Genomic DNA, 18,339 nt, shown 5'->3' on the forward strand with positions numbered 1-18,339 from the left:
ACCATGCAATGCGATGATTTCGACGCCGGCGCCTGCCGGTCCTGTTCCCTGATGGGGGTCCCGTACCGCACCCAACTTCAGGACAAACAGAATCACGTCGAGACATTGTTGGCCGAATTCGAGGGAGTCGATTGGCCAGCCCCCATGGGGAGCGCCGAATCCGGTTTCAGGAACAAGGCCAAGATGGTCGTTTCGGGTACCGTGGACCGGCCGATGCTGGGAATCCTCGACCGAGGAGGGCGCGGCATCGACCTGTCCGAGTGCGGGCTCTACCCCGAGCCGGTCCTGCAATGCATGCCCGTCCTCAAAGCCCTCATTCGGTCCCACGGCCTGACGCCCTACGACGTGCCTTCGCGGCGGGGTGAGCTCAAGAACATCTTGGTGACGGTTTCACCCGACGGGGAGGTCATGATCCGCTTCGTACTGCGGAGCAAGAAGCTGGTGGTCCCGATACGCCGCGCCATGGCAGACCTGCGGCACGCTCTTCCGCACGTCCGAGTGGTCAGTGCGAACATTCTGCGCGAACACAAAGCTCTCGTCGAAGGCGAGGAAGAAGTGCCGCTCACGGACGAGCAGTTGCTGCCGATGCGGCTCAACGGGCTCACACTGAACCTCAGGCCACAAGGTTTCTTCCAGACCAATTCGCGGATTGCGGCGGGAATGTACGAGCAAGCTGCGGCCTGGGCCGCCCAACGGGGGCCGGACAGGGTATGGGACCTGTACTGCGGCGTCGGAGGATTCGCTCTCCACGCGGCACGGCGGCTCGGTCCTCGGAGCACGGTTCGCGGAGTGGAGATCAGTGCCCAGGCCATTCAGGCGGCCAAGGCCAGCGCGGCGGAGGCCGGGCTGAACAATGTGACCTTCGACGACGCCGACGCCCGAGCATTTGCCGCAGGCTCTGCCGAGAGCCCAGACATGATGATGGTCAATCCGCCCCGGCGAGGTCTGGGACCGGCAATGACGGAATGGATCGCGGCGAGCGCGACGAGCACTCTCATGTACTCGAGCTGCAATGCTCGTTCGCTGGTCAAGGATCTGCGTGCGTTGTCGTCGTTCAGGCCCCGGGAAGCGAAGATGTTCGACATGTTCCCCCAGACCAACCACTACGAGACGATGGTTCTGCTCGAGCGGGTCAACTGACGGTACGGCTGGTTGATCCGGCGGAATACACGGAACACCGTGGCACGGAGGCCGCGGAAGAGGAAGGACGACGATGAACTGGACGGACGCGCGCGGCGCCGAAGCAGTGGGGGCCGCTGCCCCCAGTGCCGTCCCCAACGAATCCGCCGTGCGGGGGACCGAGAGCGGCATGCCCGATTTCGCGTTGTCCACGGGGCGCGGGACTCTCGAAGCTTCGGGCGTCCGCGAACGCGTGTCCGAGGGCCGGGCCGCTCAGGCCGCGGCGGAGCACGAATCGGTCGTCGTCGGCATGCTGCCCTTTGACCCGGAGGGCGAGCCGCTGCTGTTCGTGCCCGAACACGCCGCATGGACGACAAGGAACGAGAGCCCTCTGCCCCCGTTCGACGTCGCCCGACCGACGGCAGCCCACGGGCTCGACAGCCAAATATATCGCGACGCCGTGGCGTTGGCCGTGGCCCGGATCCACGAGGGGACACTGGACAAGGTCGTCCTGTCCAGGGCTTTGGACCTCTGTTACGACGCCCAGACCATCGACCCCGAAGCCGTGTACAGAAATCTCCTCGCGCTGTACTCGACCGCGTATGTTTTTTCCGTCCGAAACCCCTCGACGGGGGAGTACGTGATGGGGGCGAGTCCCGAACTCGTGGTCGGGGTCGAAGACAGTCGGTGTTCGACCCACCCGTTGGCGGGATCGTCGGCACGGCGTACGGCGGACGGCCCGACCGAGGACGCCCAAGCGGGAGAAGCCCTGTTGCGGTCCGCGAAGGACCGGGCGGAGCACGCAACCGTGGTGGACGACATCGCGGCACGCTTGGGGCCGCTGTGCGCCTCGTTGACGGTTCCGCCTGCCCCGACCCTGTTGGCCACGCCCCAGCTGTGGCATCTCGGGACGGCCATGAGCGGGACACTGCGGCCGGGCGTGACGGCATTGGACGCGGCCCGGGCCGTGCACCCGACCCCCGCGATCTGCGGGATGCCCCGGAACGAGGCGTTGGACCTCATCCGAGAGGTCGAACCCTACGAAAGGGGATTCTACGGAGGCCTCGTGGGCTGGATGGACCAGCACGGCAACGGCGAATGGGCTCTCAATCTCAGGGGCGGTCGAGTGGGAGAGGGGCGTGCAACTCTCTGCGCAGGAGCCGGAATCGTCTCCGGGTCCACGCCTCAGAACGAACACCACGAGACAGCCGTGAAGCTCTCGACGTTCCTGGCCGCCCTCGGCCTGGACCTCGACGATGTCGCAGCCGTCTCTCGGTAAAGTGGGGACAATGAGCACACAAGGCGCGATCACGGACCCGACGGGCGACGACGAGACCGGCGAGGCATCGCCGCGAGGTGCCGACGACGCCGTGATCGTGGCCGCCGCCGATGGCTCGGCTCTCGGGAATCCGGGACCCGCGGGGTGGGCCTGGTACGTGGACGAAGGGTCCTGGCAGGCCGGTGGCTGGCCCCACGGGACCAACAACATGGGGGAGCTGAAAGCCGTTCTCGCCCTCTTGCAGGCCACGGCAGACCGTCCGAACAGACCACTGCGGATCCTGTGCGACAGCAAATACGTCATCAATTGCATCACCCAATGGATGCCCGGTTGGAAAGCGAAGGGCTGGAAGAAGAAGGACGGCAAACCCGTTCTGAACAGGGACCTGCTGGAAGAGCTCGATCGAGCCCTGGCCGGGCGCACGTACGAATTCGAATGGGTCAAGGGCCACGCCGGTCATCATCTCAACGAGGCCGCGGACGAACGCGCCCGGGCCGCGGCCACCGCGTTCCAGAACGGCCAGGACCCGGAGACGGGGCCGGGGTTCGTCCCCGGTGCCGGGGGCGCCGGGGACGAACCCGCGGGCGCAGACGACGCGTCCACGGAAGCGGGGGACCATCCCTCCCGCCCGCAGGAGAAATCTGCGCAGGCCGCCGTCGAGCACGAGAAGCTCCTGAGCGACCGCGAGACCTGGGCCGACGCCCAACGTCTCGCGCCGCTGCTCGCAGAGGACCTCGTGTGGGTCACGGCCAAGGGCCGACTGGCCGACAAAACGGCCGCCATCAACTATCCGGAACAGGCCTTCGCGCTCGATGGGGATCCGGATCTCGTCCGGTCCCACGCGGTCTCGGACGACACCGGGCTGGTCGTCAGCAACGTCCGGACGGCGCGTGGGCCGGCGGTTCGGTCAAGTCTCTGGACCCGAACCACCCATGGCTCCTGGACACTGGCGATGCGTCAGGACACCCTCGAGCTCTGAGCCGTGGCTACCCGGCAAACAGGGATGCGTTCGCGGCTTCCGTCTCGGCGTAATTGACACCGGCGTTGGCCAGTGCGGTATTGATCTGGCCGATGGATTCCTCGACCTGAGCCTGGGTGGCCCTCCACGCGGAGAGAACCTCTTGGAAATTTGCCGCCGCGGAACCGGTCCAACTGGACTGGAGATCCTGCAGCGATGACGTCATGCCGTTGACCTCGGACGAGATGCGCTCGACGTAACCGTACGCCTCCGCCGTCTTGGCCGCGATGACTTCCGAATCAACCACGAATTGAGCCATGTCTTCCTCCTGATCTCGTGGCGCCGATGCGCCCCATGCCGGCCGGAACGGGCCGGTGACAGGAGGATAAGACGTCACGCCCTCGGCAGAGCCCTGGCGCTTCGCGATAAATCACCGTTCGCGGGACAGCCAACCGTCAGGAAGGGATTTCCCCGGTCTGTGGATGAGCGGTTCCGTCCTCGGCCTCGGGGGCGTGCTGCGGAACCTGGACGACCATCGTGGCGCCTCCACCGGGGGACTCCTCGACGCGCACGGATCCGTTGTGCTGAGCGATGATGGCAGCCACGATGGCCAGACCGAGTCCGGTGCCGCCGGTGTCCCGCGCTCGCGATTCGTCGGACCTGTAGAAGCGCTCGAAAACCTTTTGCATTTCCTCGCCCTGGATTCCCGGTCCGTGGTCCACGACCTTGACGACGGAGAGGAACTGCCCATCGATGCCGGGGCGGGACCCGACGGCCAGTTCGATGGGCGTGCCCTCCGGCGTGTACCGCAGGGCATTGGTCACCAGGTTGGCGAGAACCTGCCGAAGACGCGACTCATCGCCCAGAACGGGTGCGGGCAGGCCCGGGCCGGAATCCAGGCCCACGACGGCGATCTCTCGCTCCGGGGCCGAGGCCGCGGCGTCGCCGGCGGCGTCGTTGGCCAGGTTCAGAAGGTCCACCTGGGTCATCTCCATCGCTCGACGTTCGTCGATGCGGGCGAGCATCAGGAGGTCTTCGACCAGCTGGCCCATCCGTTTCGACTCCGCTTCGATGCGGGACATCGCCTTGGCGACGTCTTCGTCCGTCTGCAGGGCCCCGTGCCTGTACAGCTCGGAGTATCCACGAATCGAGACGAGAGGAGTGCGCAACTCGTGAGAGGCGTCTCCGACGAAGCGGCGCATCTTGACCTCGGAGCGCTTCTGGGCGTCGAAGGATTCCTCGATACGCGTCAGCATGACGTTGAGCGACAGCGAGAGCTGACCAATCTCCGTGCGGGGGTCGTGACGTTCGATGCGTTGGGACAGGTCGCCGGCCGCGATGCGGGCAGCGGTGCGCTCCACGCGCGTCAGTGGTTCGAAGGCTCGCGTGACCAGAACCCAGGCCAGTGCCGCGGCGGCTGCGAGGGTCGCCAGCCCGAAGGCGAGGGTCAGGAGCCCGACGAGGGTCACCACGGCGTTGGTCTGTGTCAGGGGTGTGGCGATGATGACCGTGTATCCGGAGTCGTCGGTCGCCAGGGGAAGGATTCGCCACTCGGTGTCGCCGTTGTTGCTCGGCACGGTCAGGCCCTGGCCGTTGTAACGCATCCCGTTGTCATGGTTCCAGCCGTTCAGGCGGGGAGACGAGTTGCCGTCGTCGGCGACGATGGAACTGACCAGGTTGCCGTCCGAGTCCATCAAGTAGGCCGAATAGCGGAACCCGGGACCGTTCGAGGATACGGCCTTGTCATTGCCCAAATACTTGGTCAACGACGACGAACTGGACTTCATCTCGGTGTCGATTTGCTGGACCAGCTGTCCTCGGAGGGCCGAAATGGCCACCAGGCTCGTGACGGCGATCGCCAGGGCGAGCAGCAATCCGGTCAGCATGACCAATTGGGTGCGCAGGGACAGCGCACCCAATTTGGATTGTCGTACTCGGTTGGTGACGGAGTACACCACGGATTAGTGCTTGGTTGTTCGCAGGAGGTAGCCGACGCCGCGCTTGGTATGGATCAGCGGCGGCAAGGACTTGTCATTGTCGATCTTGCGGCGCAGGTAGGAGATGTAGGACTCGACGATCGAGGCGTCACCGTTGAAATCGTATTCCCAGACGTGGTCCAGGATCTGCGCCTTGGACAGAACCCGGTTCGGGTTCAGCATCAGGTAACGGAGCAGCTTGAACTCCGTGGGTGACAGGTCGATTTCACGATCGCCGCGGTAGACCTCGTGGGCGTCGTCGTCGAGGACCAGGTCTTCGACGTGCAACCTGGAATCCTCTTCCTCGAGCGCCTGCGTCCGGCGCAGCACCGCGCGGATGCGTGCCACGACCTCGTCCAGGCTGAACGGTTTGGTGACGTAGTCGTCCCCGCCGACGGTCAAGCCGGTCACCTTGTCCTCGGTGTCGTCCTTCGCCGTCAGGAAGAGGATGGGGAATACCAGACCGGTTGCTCGGATCTTGCGAGTTACGGTGAACCCGTCCATGTCCGGGAGCATGACGTCCATGACGGCGAGATCGGGGGCATCAGCCGTCGCCTTGTCGAGAGCCTCGCGACCATTGGCGGCCGTGATCACCTCGAATCCCGCGAACCTCAACGAGGTGGCGAGGAGCTCGAGAATGTTGGGCTCATCGTCGACGACTAGCAGCTTGGCTTCTGACTGTTGTGCTTTCACAGGGTCAAGTCTGACCCAACTATCTGAATGGACGCTGGGCATTGGTCAGGGGAATCCTGGTTCAGGTCTGGGCGACTCCGGGTTGGAAGCCCTTGTCAGACGGTCAGAGCGATCTACGTCGCCTGGCAGCGAGGACCAGTGCGACGATGAGAAGGACGAATGCGATCGGAAGGCAGATCAGGGGCACCTGGGTCAGGAAACTCCACGGGTGGAAGCCCGACCACTTCAGAATCAGCATGACGACGCCGCAGACCACGCAGAGCACGGCGATGACTGCGGCGAGACCCGCGAACCAGGTGAATGCTCCGGACTCCGCCGCACCCTTTCCCGGCTGCGAAACCCCCATCGAATCGTCCGTGGCCTCACGGTCGGAGCTCAGTGGCGAGTTCGCGCGGGGAGAAGAGGAGTTGTTCATGGCCTCAACGGTACCGTCTTTCGGGAGTTCGAGCCCGCACGAAGTTCTGGCCCGCTGTATAATAGGGACTTCAGGCTTTCGCGCACCGGAATCGCTCGGGCGGGAGAAACCGGGCATCACGGCCCAACATCGAGGGGCCGCCAGGGTTCGGTCATGACGCCGCGGACCAGCGTGTGCAACCCACGGTCCGGCGTCCCCGCCCTGGGTCCTGGGTTTCTGGCGAGGCGGACGGAATCGACTCGCGGCACTCGACCAGGGGTGCAGCGAGCCGTCGTGCGTCGCCTCCTCGGCGAGACCGGGTGCGCCAGCAACGGGGGACAAGGCCCCCACCACAACGCAAAGGAAACGATCATGCCCACCGGAAAAGTGAAGTGGTACGACGAGTCGAAGGGCTTCGGCTTCGTGACGGCCGAGGACGGCCAAGAGGTCTTCCTGCCGTCCTCCGCACTTCCGCCCGATGCCAAGGGCGTCAAGTCCGGCACCCGGCTCGAATTCGGTATTGCCGAAGGCCGGCGGGGCGCGCAGGCGCTGTCCGCCCGCCTGCTGGACAAGGCCCCGTCGTCGGTCAAGAACCACCGCAAGCCCGCGGACGAAATGGCCGTCATCACCGAGGACCTCATCAAACTGCTGGACGGCGTGTCCAACACATTGCGCCGCGGAAGGTACCCGGATCGAGCGGTCGGAAAGAAGGTAGCGACGATCCTGCGCAACGTCGCTGACAACCTTGATGCATAAATCTGCTGGTCACGGGGTTTAATAAGGGATATGGCGAAAACACTGCACGATGAATCGGCGGTCGCGGTCGACGGCACTGAAGCAGCCGTCGAACCGGCGAGGCCGACCCTCGGCGCCCAGAGGACGCCGCGACGGCGGACGACCCGGCTGGACTCCGTTCTGGACGAGGCCAAGGAAACGGCGTACCGCAGCGTCCTGGAGATCACTCCCGAAGAGACGGTCGGCACGGTCCACCACATTCGCGGGGAAGAGGACCGGCTCAGCACGCACCTCTTCGAATGCACCCTTCCCGGGTACCGGGGGTGGTTCTGGTTCTCGACCGTCGCACGCGCGCCTCGCTCGAAAAAGGCGACCGTGTGCGAGGTCGGCTTGTTGCCCGGCGACGACGCCCTGCTCGCCCCCGAATGGATACCCTGGGCAGACCGATTGCGTCCCGAGGACGTCGCCGAGCACGCCGAGGGCCACGACGGTGAATCCGACGAAGATGCCGAGGACTCCGGCGCCGAGAAGAACAACGAGGAGACCGAGGAAGCTTCCGCGGACAAGGAATAGTTAACCAGGGGGCTCGGTCCACGATCGGTCGTCGCCCCGCAAGGAGATGACCCGGAACGCCTACCCGAAAAACCGATAACGCCCGCAGCTCGCGCCGAGGAACCTTCCGATCCCTCAAGGTTCCGAACTACCGCCTGTGGTTCGCGGGTGCCCTGATCTCGAATATCGGGACCTGGATGCAGAGGATCGCCCAGGACTGGCTGGTCTTCAACCATCTCTCCCATGAGGACTCCACCGCGATGGGCATCGTGATGGCTCTTCAGTTCCTGCCGCAACTCGTCCTCGCGCCGTACGCGGGTCTCCTGGCGGACCGCGCCGATCGGCGGAAGCTGTTGTTCCTGACTCAGACCTCGATGGCCGTTCTGGGTGGTCTCCTCGGCGGGCTCGTCCTCTCCGGAGCGGCGCAACTGTGGCACGTCTACATCTTCGCTCTTCTGCTCGGAGTGATCACGGCGCTCGACTCACCCGTGCGGCACACCTTCGTGTCGAACCTGGTCTCGGACGCGGACCTGCCGAACGCCGTCGCCCTCAATTCGATGTCCTTCAACTCGGCTCGCATGGTGGGTCCCGCCATAGCCGGTGTCCTGGTCGGCGCGGTCGGTCCGGGCCCGGTGTTCCTGATCAACATGGTCACCTTCGTGGCCATGATCATCGCGATAGCGAAAATCGACACCGGCAGCCTGCGACCCATGCCACGGGTCTCCCGTGCAAACTCGCGGATGAGGGACGGAATCGCCTACATCACGAGCCGGCCGGACATTCTGGTCGTGATGATCGGAGCCTTCCTGGTCGGGACCTTCGGAATGAACTCCGCGATCAATATCGCGGCCATGGCCACGACCGAATTTGGATACGGCGCGAACCAGTTCGGTTTCCTGACCTCGACAATGGCCATTGGGTCGATCACGGGAACACTCATGGCGGCCAAGAGGGAACGGCCCCGGCTCCGATTCATCTTCGGTGCCGCCGGCGCCTTCGGTCTCACATGCCTTCTCGCAGCGCTCTCGCCGACCGTCGTGGTCTTCGCCGTCGTCCTGATCCCGATGGGGTTGGCGGCGCTCACCTTCATCACCTCGGCGAACGCTTACGTCCAGGTCTCCACCGAGCCCCAGATGCGCGGCCGGGTCATGAGCATCTACATGGCCGTGTTCATGGGAGGCACCCCCATAGGCGCACCCGTGGTCGGCGTCGTCAACGACACCCTCGGAGCGAGATGGGGGTTGGGTGTGGCCGTCATCGCGGGCCTGGTCACCGCGGCCCTCGGTTTCTTCTGGTACTGGCGCAGCCAGCACCTCCACCTGACCTTCGACCGGTCACGGCGAGGTTTCGTGCGTCTGGAGAAGGACGCCGACTACTCGCCCGTCACCGCCGCACTGGAGGTCCAAGAGCCGCGGTGAGCGCTTGGCCGCCGGGGCACCCCGGCGGCCGGACGCTCACGGCCCGTGGCCGATCAGGCCAGGCGTTCGATCACGTAATCGATGCAGGACAGCAGGGCGGCGACGTCGTCCGGGTCGATCGCAGTGAACGTCGCGATACGCAACTGGTTGCGACCGAGCTTCCGGTACGGTTCGGTGTCCACGATGCCGTTGGCACGCAGCACCTTGGCAAGAGCGGATGCATCGACCGTGTCGTCAAAGTCGACGGTGGTGATGACGGTCGACCGGTTCTCGGGTCGCCCCACGAAGGGGCTGGCCACGTCGCTGGCCTCGGCCCACCGGTACACGAGGTCGGATGAACGCGCCGTGCGCTCGGCTGCCCAGCCCAAACCACCGTTCTCGAGGATCCATGCGATCTGGTTGTCGAGCATGACCAGGTTCGCCAAGGACGGAGTGTTGTAGGTCTGGTTCTTCCGTGAATTGTCCACGGCAGTGGTCAGGTTCAAGGAATCCGGAATCCAGCGGTCCGTGGACGCGATGCTGCTGACCCGGTCCAGGGCCGCCGGGGAGAAGAAGGAGAGCCACAGGCCGCCGTCGGACGCGAAATTCTTTTGCGGGGAGAAGTAGTAGACGTCGGCTTCCCGCGGGTCCACGGCCATGCCCCCGGCGGCGCTCGTCGCATCGATGAGGACCAGGGCATCGTCCTCCACACCGGAAGGGCGCTGGACGGGTGCAGCGACGCCGGTCGAGGTCTCGTTCTGGGGCCACGCATAGACGTCGGCGCCGGGAACGGGGGAAGCGGTCGGGCGGGTTCCGGGCTCGGCCGAGGTGATCTCGGACGGGTCGAGGAACGGAGCCTTGTCGGTGGTCGCCGCAAATTTGGATCCGAACTCACCGAAGCTCAGGTGAGCCGCCTTGGAGCGCACGAGGTTGAATGCGGCCGAGTCCCAGAACGACGTCGCCCCGCCATTGCCCACAATGACCTCGTACCCGTCCGGCAGTTCGAACAAGTTCTCCAGGCCGGAGCGCACCGAACCGACCAAGTCCTTGACCGGAGCCTGACGATGGGAGGTTCCGAGGAGGGACTGGGCCGAAGCGACGGCTTCGACCTGTGCGGGGCGAACCTTGGACGGGCCCGCGCCGAAACGTCCGTCGGCGGGAAGAAGTTCTTGGGGGATGACAATGTTCTCGGCCACTATTCGTGCTCCAATGATCAGTGAGGGGTGCGCGTGGTTTCCGCGGCGTCCTGACTCCACCATTGTGCTTCGTAGAGTCCTCCAGGAGTGAATCTTCGACGGAAGATGAACCTAAGCACCTAGAATGGACGGACAAACAGGCAGGAAAATTACGAGAAGGGCGTTATATCTCCGATGACGGACCTCGTTGACACAACAGAGATGTACCTCCGGACCATCCTGGATCTGGAGGAAGAAGGCATCACACCGATGCGCGCCCGGATCGCGGAGCGGCTCGACCATTCCGGGCCGACCGTCTCGCAGACCGTGGCACGCATGGAACGCCACGGGCTCGTGCACGTCGAGAGCGATCGTTCCTTGTCCCTGACCCCGGACGGCCGGAGCCGCGCTGTATCGGTGATGCGCAAGCATCGCCTGGCGGAACGACTGCTGGCCGACGTCGTGGGGCTGGACATGGCCTATGTTCACGACGAGGCCTGCCGCTGGGAGCACGTGATGAGCGAACGCGTCGAGCGCCGGCTCGTCGAGCTCCTCAACTCGCCGAAGTTCTCGCCGTACGGCAACGCGATCCCGGGGCTCGAAGAACTCGGGGTGACCAGCGAGAAGGACGATCCCAAGACCGTGACTCTGACGATCGCTGCCAAAGATTCCTCGGATGAGGATCGATTCACGATCGCGCGTTTCCCGGAAGTGCTTCAGGCCGACGTCGACATCATGAAGGTTCTCGGTCGTGCCGGCCTCCGCCAAGGATCGGTCGTTGGCATCCAACCGAAGGTCGGAGCGATTCACGTCCGCGTCGAAGGCGAGGCCGAAGGCGTGGACATCGACATGGACATCGCGGACCACATCGTGGTCAAGCGCGGCGCCTGAACGGACGTGGCCAAGCTCTATTTCCGTTACGGAGCCATGAACTCCGGCAAGTCCACCGCGTTGCTGCAGGCGGCTTTCAACTATGAGGAGCGAGGACAGCGCATCGTGCTGGCCAAGCCGAAGGTTGACACCAAGGGGGAGGCCCACATCGTCTCGCGCCTGGGCGTCCAGCGCGAAGTCAATATCCTCCTGGCGCCGGAAGAATCCGCCCGCGACACCTTTCTCCATCACGCCCATGGCGACGACGACGGCGGGCTCGGGGTGAACGTGGACTTGCCGCCCGTTGCCTGCCTGCTGGTGGACGAAGCCCAATTTCTGACCCCGGAGCAGGTCGATGACCTGATGAGGATCGCCGTGCTGGATGGCGTGCCGGTCCTGGCGTACGGGATCAGAACAGATTTCCGCACGCGTGCCTTCCCCGGTTCTGCCCGCTTGCTCGAGCTCGCCCACACGGTGGAAGAGCTCAAGACCATTTGCCGCTGCGGCCGGAAGGCCCTCTTCAACGGTCGCAGGGTCGGGCAGGACTTCGTCTTTTCGGGGAGCCAGATCGCCATCGACGGCGAAACAGTGACCTATGAGTCGCTGTGTGCGGCGTGCTATCTGAAGGAGACCGGCGGGGTTCTGGGCGAGTAGACCTCGCCGCCCCCGGAGGCCGCCGGATATCGAATCGTGACCCAAGTCGGGATCCTCTTAATCGTTTCGTGACCTTTGCGGCACCTTTGGTGGGGCTCTGCATCGGCTCAAGGGGGTGCCGAGGGGCCTCGGAGGCACCTGTGCGACACGACACGAAAAAAATTTTAAGTGTTGCATCGTGTGCCATGTCACTCCCGCTGGTTTTGGCCCTTCCCCGCGTTTGTGCTGATCAAAGGGGTCTTGGTTCGGCTCGAAAAACGCCGCGGGTGACATCGGTCATCCCGATGGTGGGGTCGCGACCCCTTCGCGGGGGTCGCTCTCGTGACCAAAACGTGACTTTTCCTTGCCCTGTGTGTACTCTCGACATCGTGCCAATCACTGGTCGAGACGGCACCTTCGGTCAGAACGCCTAGCTCTGCCACTGACCGAAGAATCGAAAAACCAACAGTCCGCTGGCAGAGGCGGGGGACCCAACAACGGGTTCTTCCACGGAAGAGCCCTCGGGGTTAAGTCGCAACAGCGACCGGGTGACTCCCATCCGAACCCGACAGCTCACCTCGTAGGCGCAGGGAGGAAAACTTTTATTATGACTAAGCACATTGCTCGCCACCGCGCTGCAACTCAGTCCCACGTCGTTCGCAACACCGGTATCGCAGTTGCCGCCGCTGGCGTCATCGCCGGCTCGGTTGCTCCGGCCAACGCTTTCGCTTCGGCCGCTCCGGTTGAGAACGCCGCGAGCACCACTCAGGCTTCCTCGGCTCAGCAGGGCGGCGTCAGCGTTCAGAACGCTGACTACAGCGCCCCGGCCGACAACAACACGCAGGACGCCGGCTCGCAGGCTACCGGTAGCCGTGCCAAGATCGTCGAGGATGCCAAGACCGGCGAGGGCGGTTCCTACGTTTGGGGCGGCCGTGACTTCAAGGCCTGGGACTGCTCCGGCTTCGTTTCCTGGGTTGCTTCGCAGTCCGGTATCCAGCTGGATGCCTACACCCACTCCATGGTGAACCAGCTCACCCCGACCGATTCCCCGCAGCCCGGTGACGTTGTCTTCACCAACGGCTACGAGCACGTCGGTATCTACCTCGGTGACGGTCAGATGATTTCCGCTCTGAACCCCGACCAGGGCACCACGATCACCTCGGTCGACGGTGGCGGAATGATGCCGGTTGACGGCTACTACAGCATGCCCGGAATGTAATTCCGGTCTACTGACTTCGCCTTATGAGGACAGAGGGGCGCCCGGGAGGGAAACCCGGGCGCCCCTTTTTTCGTATCTGAACACCCCTCTGCTCGCACACTTCCGCGCATGTTGTCGATGCACGGAACTGAGGGACGTGCCGGATGCAACGGCACCCCTCCATGAATTCAAGGAATTTTCATGGCACCGACTACCTACCTCTCGCACAAGACACTTCGCACGACCGGGGCCCTGACGGCGTCGGGACTTCTGGTCGGCAGCATCGCGCTCGTTCACGGCCTCGAATCGGCCGAACCCGAGCCGGGCGCATCCCCGCAAGCTTCCACCACGGTTCCCAGCACGTCGCTGGCTTCGGCACACGCGAATCTGACCTTCGTTCCGGTGGCCCTGAAGCGCCCAGAGACCGATCCGCAGGTGCTCGCGCAACTGGAGGCGCAGCGCGCCGAGCATCGGAGGACGGCCGACGAAGAGGCGGCGCGGCTCGAAGAACAGCGTCGTGCCGAAACGGAACAGGCCGTCGAGAACCCGACGCAGTCCGAACAACAGGTCCAGCCCAAAGGTGCCCAGGACGTCGAGGTGGCCCTCGCGACGCCGGACGACACGAGCGAGGACATCGGCGTGGATCGGGCGCAATTTTCCGAGGAGTCTTCGGTCGATCATCCGCAGCTTCCCGAGGGCGGCAGAACGGGTGGCCCCCACACCCAGGGGATCGTGCCCGCGGCCGAGATCGGTGGCAACGGGGTGCCTCGACCGGCCTCACTGCATACCACTCTGGGAGACGCCGTGGCAGAGGCCGCCAAGGCCCAGGTGGGTGTCCATCAGGACTGCACCATGCTGGTCACGAATGCCCTCAGGGCGCGCGGAATTTCTTTCCACGGATGGCCGAAGGACTATCTCAGCCTGGGCCACACCGTGAGTGCCGAGGAGGCGCAACCGGGCGATATCGTCTATTACGCGTCGAACGGGATGGGCGGATCACACGTCGCGATATACATCGGCGACGGCCGGGCCATCCACGGTGGATGGGAAGGCGGGACGACCGCCGAATTCGGTACAGAACTTCCTTATGCGTCATCTCCTCTCTATATCCGTGTGGATCGTTGAATTCATGGCTATGATGGAAAAGTAGGTTTTCCTCCTTGGGCGAGACACTTGTGAAGAATGTGATCTCGTCAATACCGGACCGCGCAAGGCTCCGGGTGGTGCGGCCCCCTCGACCAGTGGGGGCCGCACCTTTTTTGTGCTCAGGGCGAGACGGCGTGGACGTGGCACAGATCCGTTCTGCAACCGCCAAGTTCGAGGTTCTATCATGAGGGCATGCCCTCACAATTCGAACCTCCCCAGAGCAGCAGCGATCAGGAATTCCGAGCGATGGCCGTCGGCATGGTGGCCGGGGCGGTTCCCGGGATCATCGTGGGCCTCATCCTCTCCCTCTCACTGGGCAACCCGGCCATGTGGGTTTCGATCGCCGGCGGAATCGGTATCATCATCGGTCTTGTTGCCGCGGTTCTCTACAACAGGGCCCGTGCCCGCAAGAAGGGAAGGGGCGACGACGCCGAAGGCAAAACCGGTGCCTGATTCACCGGCTCATCCGTCTCGGAGGGAGGCGATCTCCGACCTCAGGTTGTTCCGCGCGACGCCCTCCCACTGGGCGCTGGCGACGTCCGTCAGGTAGATCCTGTCCTGATTCAGGAATCCCTCGAGGATCTCCGCCCGCGTGCGGCGGAAGATGTCTTCGGGAACGTGCGAGTACTCTCTGCGCACGGCGCTCGCGTACCTTCCGTACCGTCCGGGAGACGCCGCCAGAATGCCCAAGTCGGCATCGTGGAAAATTGGCCACAACGGATCGCGCCCGGCCGCCGTGTGGTCGATGGTGCCCAGAATCAGCCCGCGCACGCGATCAAGTGCCCCCGGATCCACAACGCCGGTCAAGTCTGTCGTGACAAGATCGGCGCTGTCCCGTTCATCCTCCTCGGGGCGACCCCTGTACACGGCGTCGTGGTACCAGGCCGCCAGGCGCAGGACGAGCCATGAATCGGAGTCCTCGAATGATGCGGAACCGAGGCGATGTATGTTGTCGAGAACCTCCGCCAGGTGAACCGTGGTGTGATATTCGCGACCTGGTGAGTCCCAGCGGTTCAGTAATTCCTGGCCGGTCTCCGGGGCGCCGGGCACAGTGGTTTTCCAACTCCGCAACAGGCGAGGGCGGATCTTCGCAGGGCGCTCCTTCGCCGGAATGCGCAGGCCCGAGGCCGCCAGGCGTCGGGTCAGCTCATGGGCCGTGACTCTCGTGGCGCCCGCGGCGACGGCGTCATCGATCAGGTGTCGCGGGACGTCGTAGTGGTCTTCGTCAAAAGCCTTGGGGCTGATGGGAGTCCTGCCGACCAGTTCGTGGAGTTCGTCCAGACTGGTGTCCGAGACGAGGTGGGAGAACATCGTGCCGTGGGCTGGCCACAGCGGAGGGTCAATCAGAACGGCCATGAACCCAGCATGGCACGGGAACCTGTACACTGGTGCGGTGCGCCCTCGTAGCTCAGGGGATAGAGCACGGCTCTCCTAAAGCCGGTGTCGGTGGTTCGAATCCACTCGAGGGCACTCTCGCAATCCGTCACGTGGTCGGCATCTTGGCCGATCGGTCGTGGCGGATTTGTTTTTGCCCGCGAGGCCCGTGCTGGCGACAGGTCAACGAGCCGGAACGTCGAAACCCTGCCTCAGGGGTTCGGGCGGTTCCCATAGTTGTTGCAGGCGTCGTGCACACGCCTCAACAAGCCGCCGGAATGGTCCCCTTCGGCAGGGTTTCGATCCGTGGTTCTCTTGCTCATACTCGCGAGTACGAAAAGGACGCTACTTGTTGGGGATGGCTTCCACAAGGTGTGACGTCGTCATCCTGTCCATCGCCCACGAATGCTCCGTTTGTGAAGCAATGTTTATTCCGCGTAGAATAATCCGAGTGGAACACGACTCTCAGCGGCGGATGAAACTCACGCCATTGGCCGTGACGGTTCTGGGGTTGCTCCGGGAACGTCCGATGCACCCGTACGAAATGGCCCAGATCCTCAAGAAGCGGGGAGACGACCACCTCGTCAGGGTCAGCCCCGGAGCCCTGTACCACACGGTCGAGAAGCTCCAGGACCACGGACTGGTCAGAATCGACCGGGTGGAACAGGCCAACAACAGGCCGGAACGAACCATCTATGCGGTCGAACCGGCTGGCGAACGCGCCGCCAGGGAATGGGTGGTCGCCGAGCTGTCCACGGTGCGCAGCGAATATCCCGTGTTTCCGGTAGCGCTTGCGGTGGCCCCCAAGCTGCCGTGGTCGGCCGTTCGGGTCGCCTTCCAACAACGGATCGCGGTGCTCCGAGATCAAGTGTCCGGCCGGGAATCCAGGCTGGACCGGGCACGAACAGAGGGCATCGACGAAATCCTCCTGCTCGAGGACACCTACGTGCTGGAACTCCAGGCGGCACAGATCAACCACATGCAACGAACCATAGACCTGGTCGACAGCGGCGCCCTGACCTGGCCCCCGCAGTCCGATCGACCGGACGCCCCGAAAGAAGAAGCATGAACTCCGAATACACTCCGCGGCACAGCAGTGCCGCGACCGCGAAGGCCGGGTCGCCCACGGGCGAATCGGCCGACACCAGCACGCGCGCCCGGAAGGACCTCGACACCGCGCACGAGAACAAGGCCCACGGCAAGGGCGAAGACAAACAGGCCTGGAGTGCCCTCTGGGCCATCGTCATCGGGTTCTTCATGATCCTGATCGACTCGACGATTGTGTCAACGGCGATGCCGGCCATCATGAACCACTTCGACACCGGCATCAACAAGGTCGTGTGGGTCACCAGTGCGTATCTGCTCGCCTACGCCGTCCCGCTGCTGGTCACCGGCAGACTGGGTGACCGCATTGGACCGGGCCGCATGTACCTGGGCGGATTGGCTCTCTTTACGGCGGCATCCCTCTGGTGCGGGCTCTCGGGAACTATTGAAATGCTCATTGTCGCCCGCGTGTTCCAGGGGCTCGGCGCCGCCGTCATGACTCCGCAAACGATGGCGATCATCACCCGACTCTTCCCGGCGGAGCGCCGGGGGCCCGCGATGGGTGTCTGGGGTGCGACCGCCGGCGTCGCGAGCCTCCTCGGGCCGATTCTGGGCGGCCTCCTGGTCGACGGCCTCGGCTGGGAATGGATCTTCTTCGTCAACATTCCGGTCGGCATCTTCGCGTTCGTGCGGGCCTGGCAGAAGATCCCCAAACTGGAGATCCACGCCCACCGCATGGACTACGTGGGCGTGGTCCTGAGCGCGATCGCCATGTTCCTGATTGTCTACGGAATCCAAGAGGGCCATGGGCACGATTGGGGTGCCGTCTGGGGCCCGATCACCGTGCCGGAATTGATCATCGCCGGAGTCGTGATCTTCGCCCTGTTCATCGTGTGGCAGCGGGTGACCAGTACGGAGCCGCTGATTCCCCTGGGGCTCTTCCGCGACAGGAATTTCTCGCTGGGCAACGCGGCCATCGGCATGGTCGGGCTCATGATCGTCTCGTTCGTGCTGCCTCTCATGCTGTACTTCCAGCTGGTCCGTGGCATGTCGCCCACGGAGGCGGCCCTGATGATTGCCCCGATGGCGATTGTCTCGGGTGCGCTGGCTCCTGTGGTCGGCGGCCTCATCACGGCGGCCAGGGCTCCGTTCATCGCCGTCTTCGGGCTGCTGATGAACGTCCTGGGGCTCGTGGGCTACTGGTTCTTCATGTCCCCGGGCGCCTCGATCTGGGTCCTGTTGATTCCTTCGTTCGTGATGGGCATCGGCGGTGCCTGCATGTGGTCTCCCATTTCGATCACGACGACGCGCGACCTCGCCCCGAAGCAGGCCGGAGCGGGGTCCGGCGTCTTCAACACCACGCGTCAGGTGGGCGCGGTGCTCGGCTCCTCGCTGATCGCGATGATGATGGAGAACCGCATCGCGGCCCATCTCCCGCAGATGGCCGGTCAGTCGGCCCAAGGCGGAGAGGCGGCGGCGGGCAGCTCGCAACTGCCGGACATGCTGCGCGACGGGTACACCACGGCGATGGGGGAGAGCATTCTCCTGCCGGCCGCGGCCGTCCTCGTGGGCGCCGTGGTCGCGGCGTTCTTCCGGCCGCGGGCCAAAGGAGCTGGGCGGGTTTCGTAGGAACACGTCCGGAGGGTATGTCGGCCCCCACGTTCATCTCTTCTTGCAATTCAGGAAAAGCGGGTGTCGGCTGTGGTGTCTGTGCGAATGCTTCCGCCTTTGTCCGGTACAGGGGGGGGATGGAGGGCTGTAATGTAGGTTGATGCGGAGCGGCAGTGTGCAGAGCC

Annotated in this window: 19 protein-coding genes, 1 tRNA gene and 1 riboswitch; of the genes, 14 read left to right on the top strand and 6 right to left on the bottom strand. The window is 64.4% G+C overall.

Annotation, left to right across the window (positions count from 1 at the left end; translation table 11 throughout):
- Positions 1-3: 3 nt before the first annotated feature.
- From rlmC to ACTSLZ_RS04680, 3 genes are all read left to right on the top strand, one after another.
- Positions 4-1,140, top strand: coding sequence for a 23S rRNA (uracil(747)-C(5))-methyltransferase RlmC (rlmC, locus tag ACTSLZ_RS04670; RefSeq protein WP_443095875.1), 1,137 nt, complete (start codon positions 4-6; stop codon positions 1,138-1,140).
- Between the two features lie 73 nt (positions 1,141-1,213).
- Positions 1,214-2,398 carry an isochorismate synthase gene (locus tag ACTSLZ_RS04675; protein WP_443095876.1) on the top strand — a complete coding sequence of 395 codons (1,185 nt, stop codon included), beginning with the start codon at positions 1,214-1,216 and terminating at the stop codon, positions 2,396-2,398.
- 10 nt (positions 2,399-2,408) lie between these two features.
- Positions 2,409-3,377 carry an RNase H family protein gene (locus ACTSLZ_RS04680; RefSeq protein ID WP_443095877.1) on the top strand — a complete coding sequence of 323 codons (969 nt, stop codon included), beginning with the start codon at positions 2,409-2,411 and terminating at the stop codon, positions 3,375-3,377.
- A gap of 7 nt (positions 3,378-3,384) precedes the next feature.
- Here ACTSLZ_RS04680 and ACTSLZ_RS04685 read toward each other — a convergent pair whose 3' ends face one another.
- The 4 genes from ACTSLZ_RS04685 to ACTSLZ_RS04700 form a co-directional block, all read right to left on the bottom strand.
- Complete coding sequence (locus ACTSLZ_RS04685) at positions 3,385-3,675, bottom strand: WXG100 family type VII secretion target (protein ID WP_443095878.1); 291 nt, start codon at positions 3,673-3,675, stop codon at positions 3,385-3,387.
- 136 nt (positions 3,676-3,811) lie between these two features.
- On the bottom strand, positions 3,812-5,242 hold the full coding sequence (locus ACTSLZ_RS04690; protein ID WP_129315103.1) for a sensor histidine kinase: 1,431 nt from the start codon (positions 5,240-5,242) through the stop codon (positions 3,812-3,814).
- Between the two features lie 75 nt (positions 5,243-5,317).
- Positions 5,318-6,025, bottom strand: coding sequence for a response regulator transcription factor (locus ACTSLZ_RS04695; RefSeq protein ID WP_238692325.1), 708 nt, complete (start codon positions 6,023-6,025; stop codon positions 5,318-5,320).
- Between the two features lie 103 nt (positions 6,026-6,128).
- Positions 6,129-6,440 carry a hypothetical protein gene (locus ACTSLZ_RS04700; protein WP_129314894.1) on the bottom strand — a complete coding sequence of 104 codons (312 nt, stop codon included), beginning with the start codon at positions 6,438-6,440 and terminating at the stop codon, positions 6,129-6,131.
- A gap of 351 nt (positions 6,441-6,791) precedes the next feature.
- Between ACTSLZ_RS04700 and ACTSLZ_RS04705 the strand changes: the two genes are divergently transcribed.
- The 3 genes from ACTSLZ_RS04705 to ACTSLZ_RS04715 all read left to right on the top strand — a co-directional run bounded on the left by ACTSLZ_RS04705 (position 6,792) and on the right by ACTSLZ_RS04715 (position 9,124).
- A complete protein-coding gene (locus ACTSLZ_RS04705) occupies positions 6,792-7,175 on the top strand; it encodes a cold-shock protein (protein ID WP_129314896.1) in 384 nt (127 codons plus the stop codon).
- Between the two features lie 30 nt (positions 7,176-7,205).
- Positions 7,206-7,727 (top strand): DUF3027 domain-containing protein, encoded by a 522-nt coding sequence (locus ACTSLZ_RS04710; RefSeq protein WP_443095879.1) that lies wholly within the window; start codon positions 7,206-7,208, stop codon positions 7,725-7,727.
- A 134-nt stretch (positions 7,728-7,861) separates the two neighbouring features.
- The gene (locus tag ACTSLZ_RS04715) at positions 7,862-9,124 is read left to right on the top strand and encodes an MFS transporter (protein ID WP_443096092.1); all 1,263 of its coding nucleotides are present in this window, start codon (positions 7,862-7,864) and stop codon (positions 9,122-9,124) included.
- A gap of 53 nt (positions 9,125-9,177) precedes the next feature.
- Here the strand turns inward: ACTSLZ_RS04715 and serC are convergent, their stop codons facing one another.
- Positions 9,178-10,302, bottom strand: a complete 1,125-nt coding sequence (gene serC / locus ACTSLZ_RS04720) for a phosphoserine transaminase (RefSeq protein WP_443096093.1) — start codon at positions 10,300-10,302, stop codon at positions 9,178-9,180.
- 171 nt (positions 10,303-10,473) lie between these two features.
- Between serC and ACTSLZ_RS04725 the strand changes: the two genes are divergently transcribed.
- The 5 genes from ACTSLZ_RS04725 (at position 10,474) to ACTSLZ_RS04745 (ending at position 14,578) form a co-directional block, all read left to right on the top strand.
- A complete protein-coding gene (locus ACTSLZ_RS04725; RefSeq protein WP_178980220.1) occupies positions 10,474-11,169 on the top strand; it encodes a metal-dependent transcriptional regulator in 696 nt (231 codons plus the stop codon).
- 6 nt (positions 11,170-11,175) lie between these two features.
- Positions 11,176-11,802: a thymidine kinase gene (locus ACTSLZ_RS04730; RefSeq protein ID WP_443095880.1), complete on the top strand. Its 627-nt coding sequence runs from the start codon at positions 11,176-11,178 to the stop codon at positions 11,800-11,802.
- Between the two features lie 431 nt (positions 11,803-12,233).
- A riboswitch (cyclic di-AMP (ydaO/yuaA leader) is annotated at positions 12,234-12,380 on the top strand.
- 8 nt (positions 12,381-12,388) lie between these two features.
- On the top strand, positions 12,389-13,000 hold the full coding sequence (locus ACTSLZ_RS04735) for a C40 family peptidase (protein ID WP_443095881.1): 612 nt from the start codon (positions 12,389-12,391) through the stop codon (positions 12,998-13,000).
- 180 nt (positions 13,001-13,180) lie between these two features.
- Entirely contained in the window at positions 13,181-14,104 is a 924-nt protein-coding gene (locus ACTSLZ_RS04740; RefSeq protein WP_443095882.1) for a C40 family peptidase, read from the top strand.
- 213 nt (positions 14,105-14,317) lie between these two features.
- Positions 14,318-14,578, top strand: a complete 261-nt coding sequence (locus ACTSLZ_RS04745; protein ID WP_443095883.1) for a hypothetical protein — start codon at positions 14,318-14,320, stop codon at positions 14,576-14,578.
- 9 nt (positions 14,579-14,587) lie between these two features.
- Here the strand turns inward: ACTSLZ_RS04745 and ACTSLZ_RS04750 are convergent, their stop codons facing one another.
- Entirely contained in the window at positions 14,588-15,481 is an 894-nt protein-coding gene (locus ACTSLZ_RS04750; protein ID WP_443095884.1) for a DUF4031 domain-containing protein, read from the bottom strand.
- Positions 15,482-15,522: 41 nt separating this feature from the next.
- Here ACTSLZ_RS04750 and ACTSLZ_RS04755 point away from each other — a divergent pair.
- The 3 genes from ACTSLZ_RS04755 (at position 15,523) to ACTSLZ_RS04765 (ending at position 18,172) form a co-directional block, all read left to right on the top strand.
- Positions 15,523-15,595, top strand: a tRNA-Arg gene (locus ACTSLZ_RS04755).
- Positions 15,596-15,950: 355 nt separating this feature from the next.
- A complete protein-coding gene (locus ACTSLZ_RS04760; protein WP_443095885.1) occupies positions 15,951-16,568 on the top strand; it encodes a PadR family transcriptional regulator in 618 nt (205 codons plus the stop codon).
- On the top strand, positions 16,565-18,172 hold the full coding sequence (locus tag ACTSLZ_RS04765) for a DHA2 family efflux MFS transporter permease subunit (RefSeq protein WP_443095886.1): 1,608 nt from the start codon (positions 16,565-16,567) through the stop codon (positions 18,170-18,172). Before ACTSLZ_RS04760 ends, ACTSLZ_RS04765 begins: the two co-directional genes overlap by 4 nt.
- The last annotated feature ends 167 nt before the right edge of the window (positions 18,173-18,339 follow it).

The sequence above is a fragment of the Rothia koreensis genome, from assembly GCF_052232265.1.
GTDB lineage: Bacteria > Actinomycetota > Actinomycetes > Actinomycetales > Micrococcaceae > Rothia > Rothia koreensis.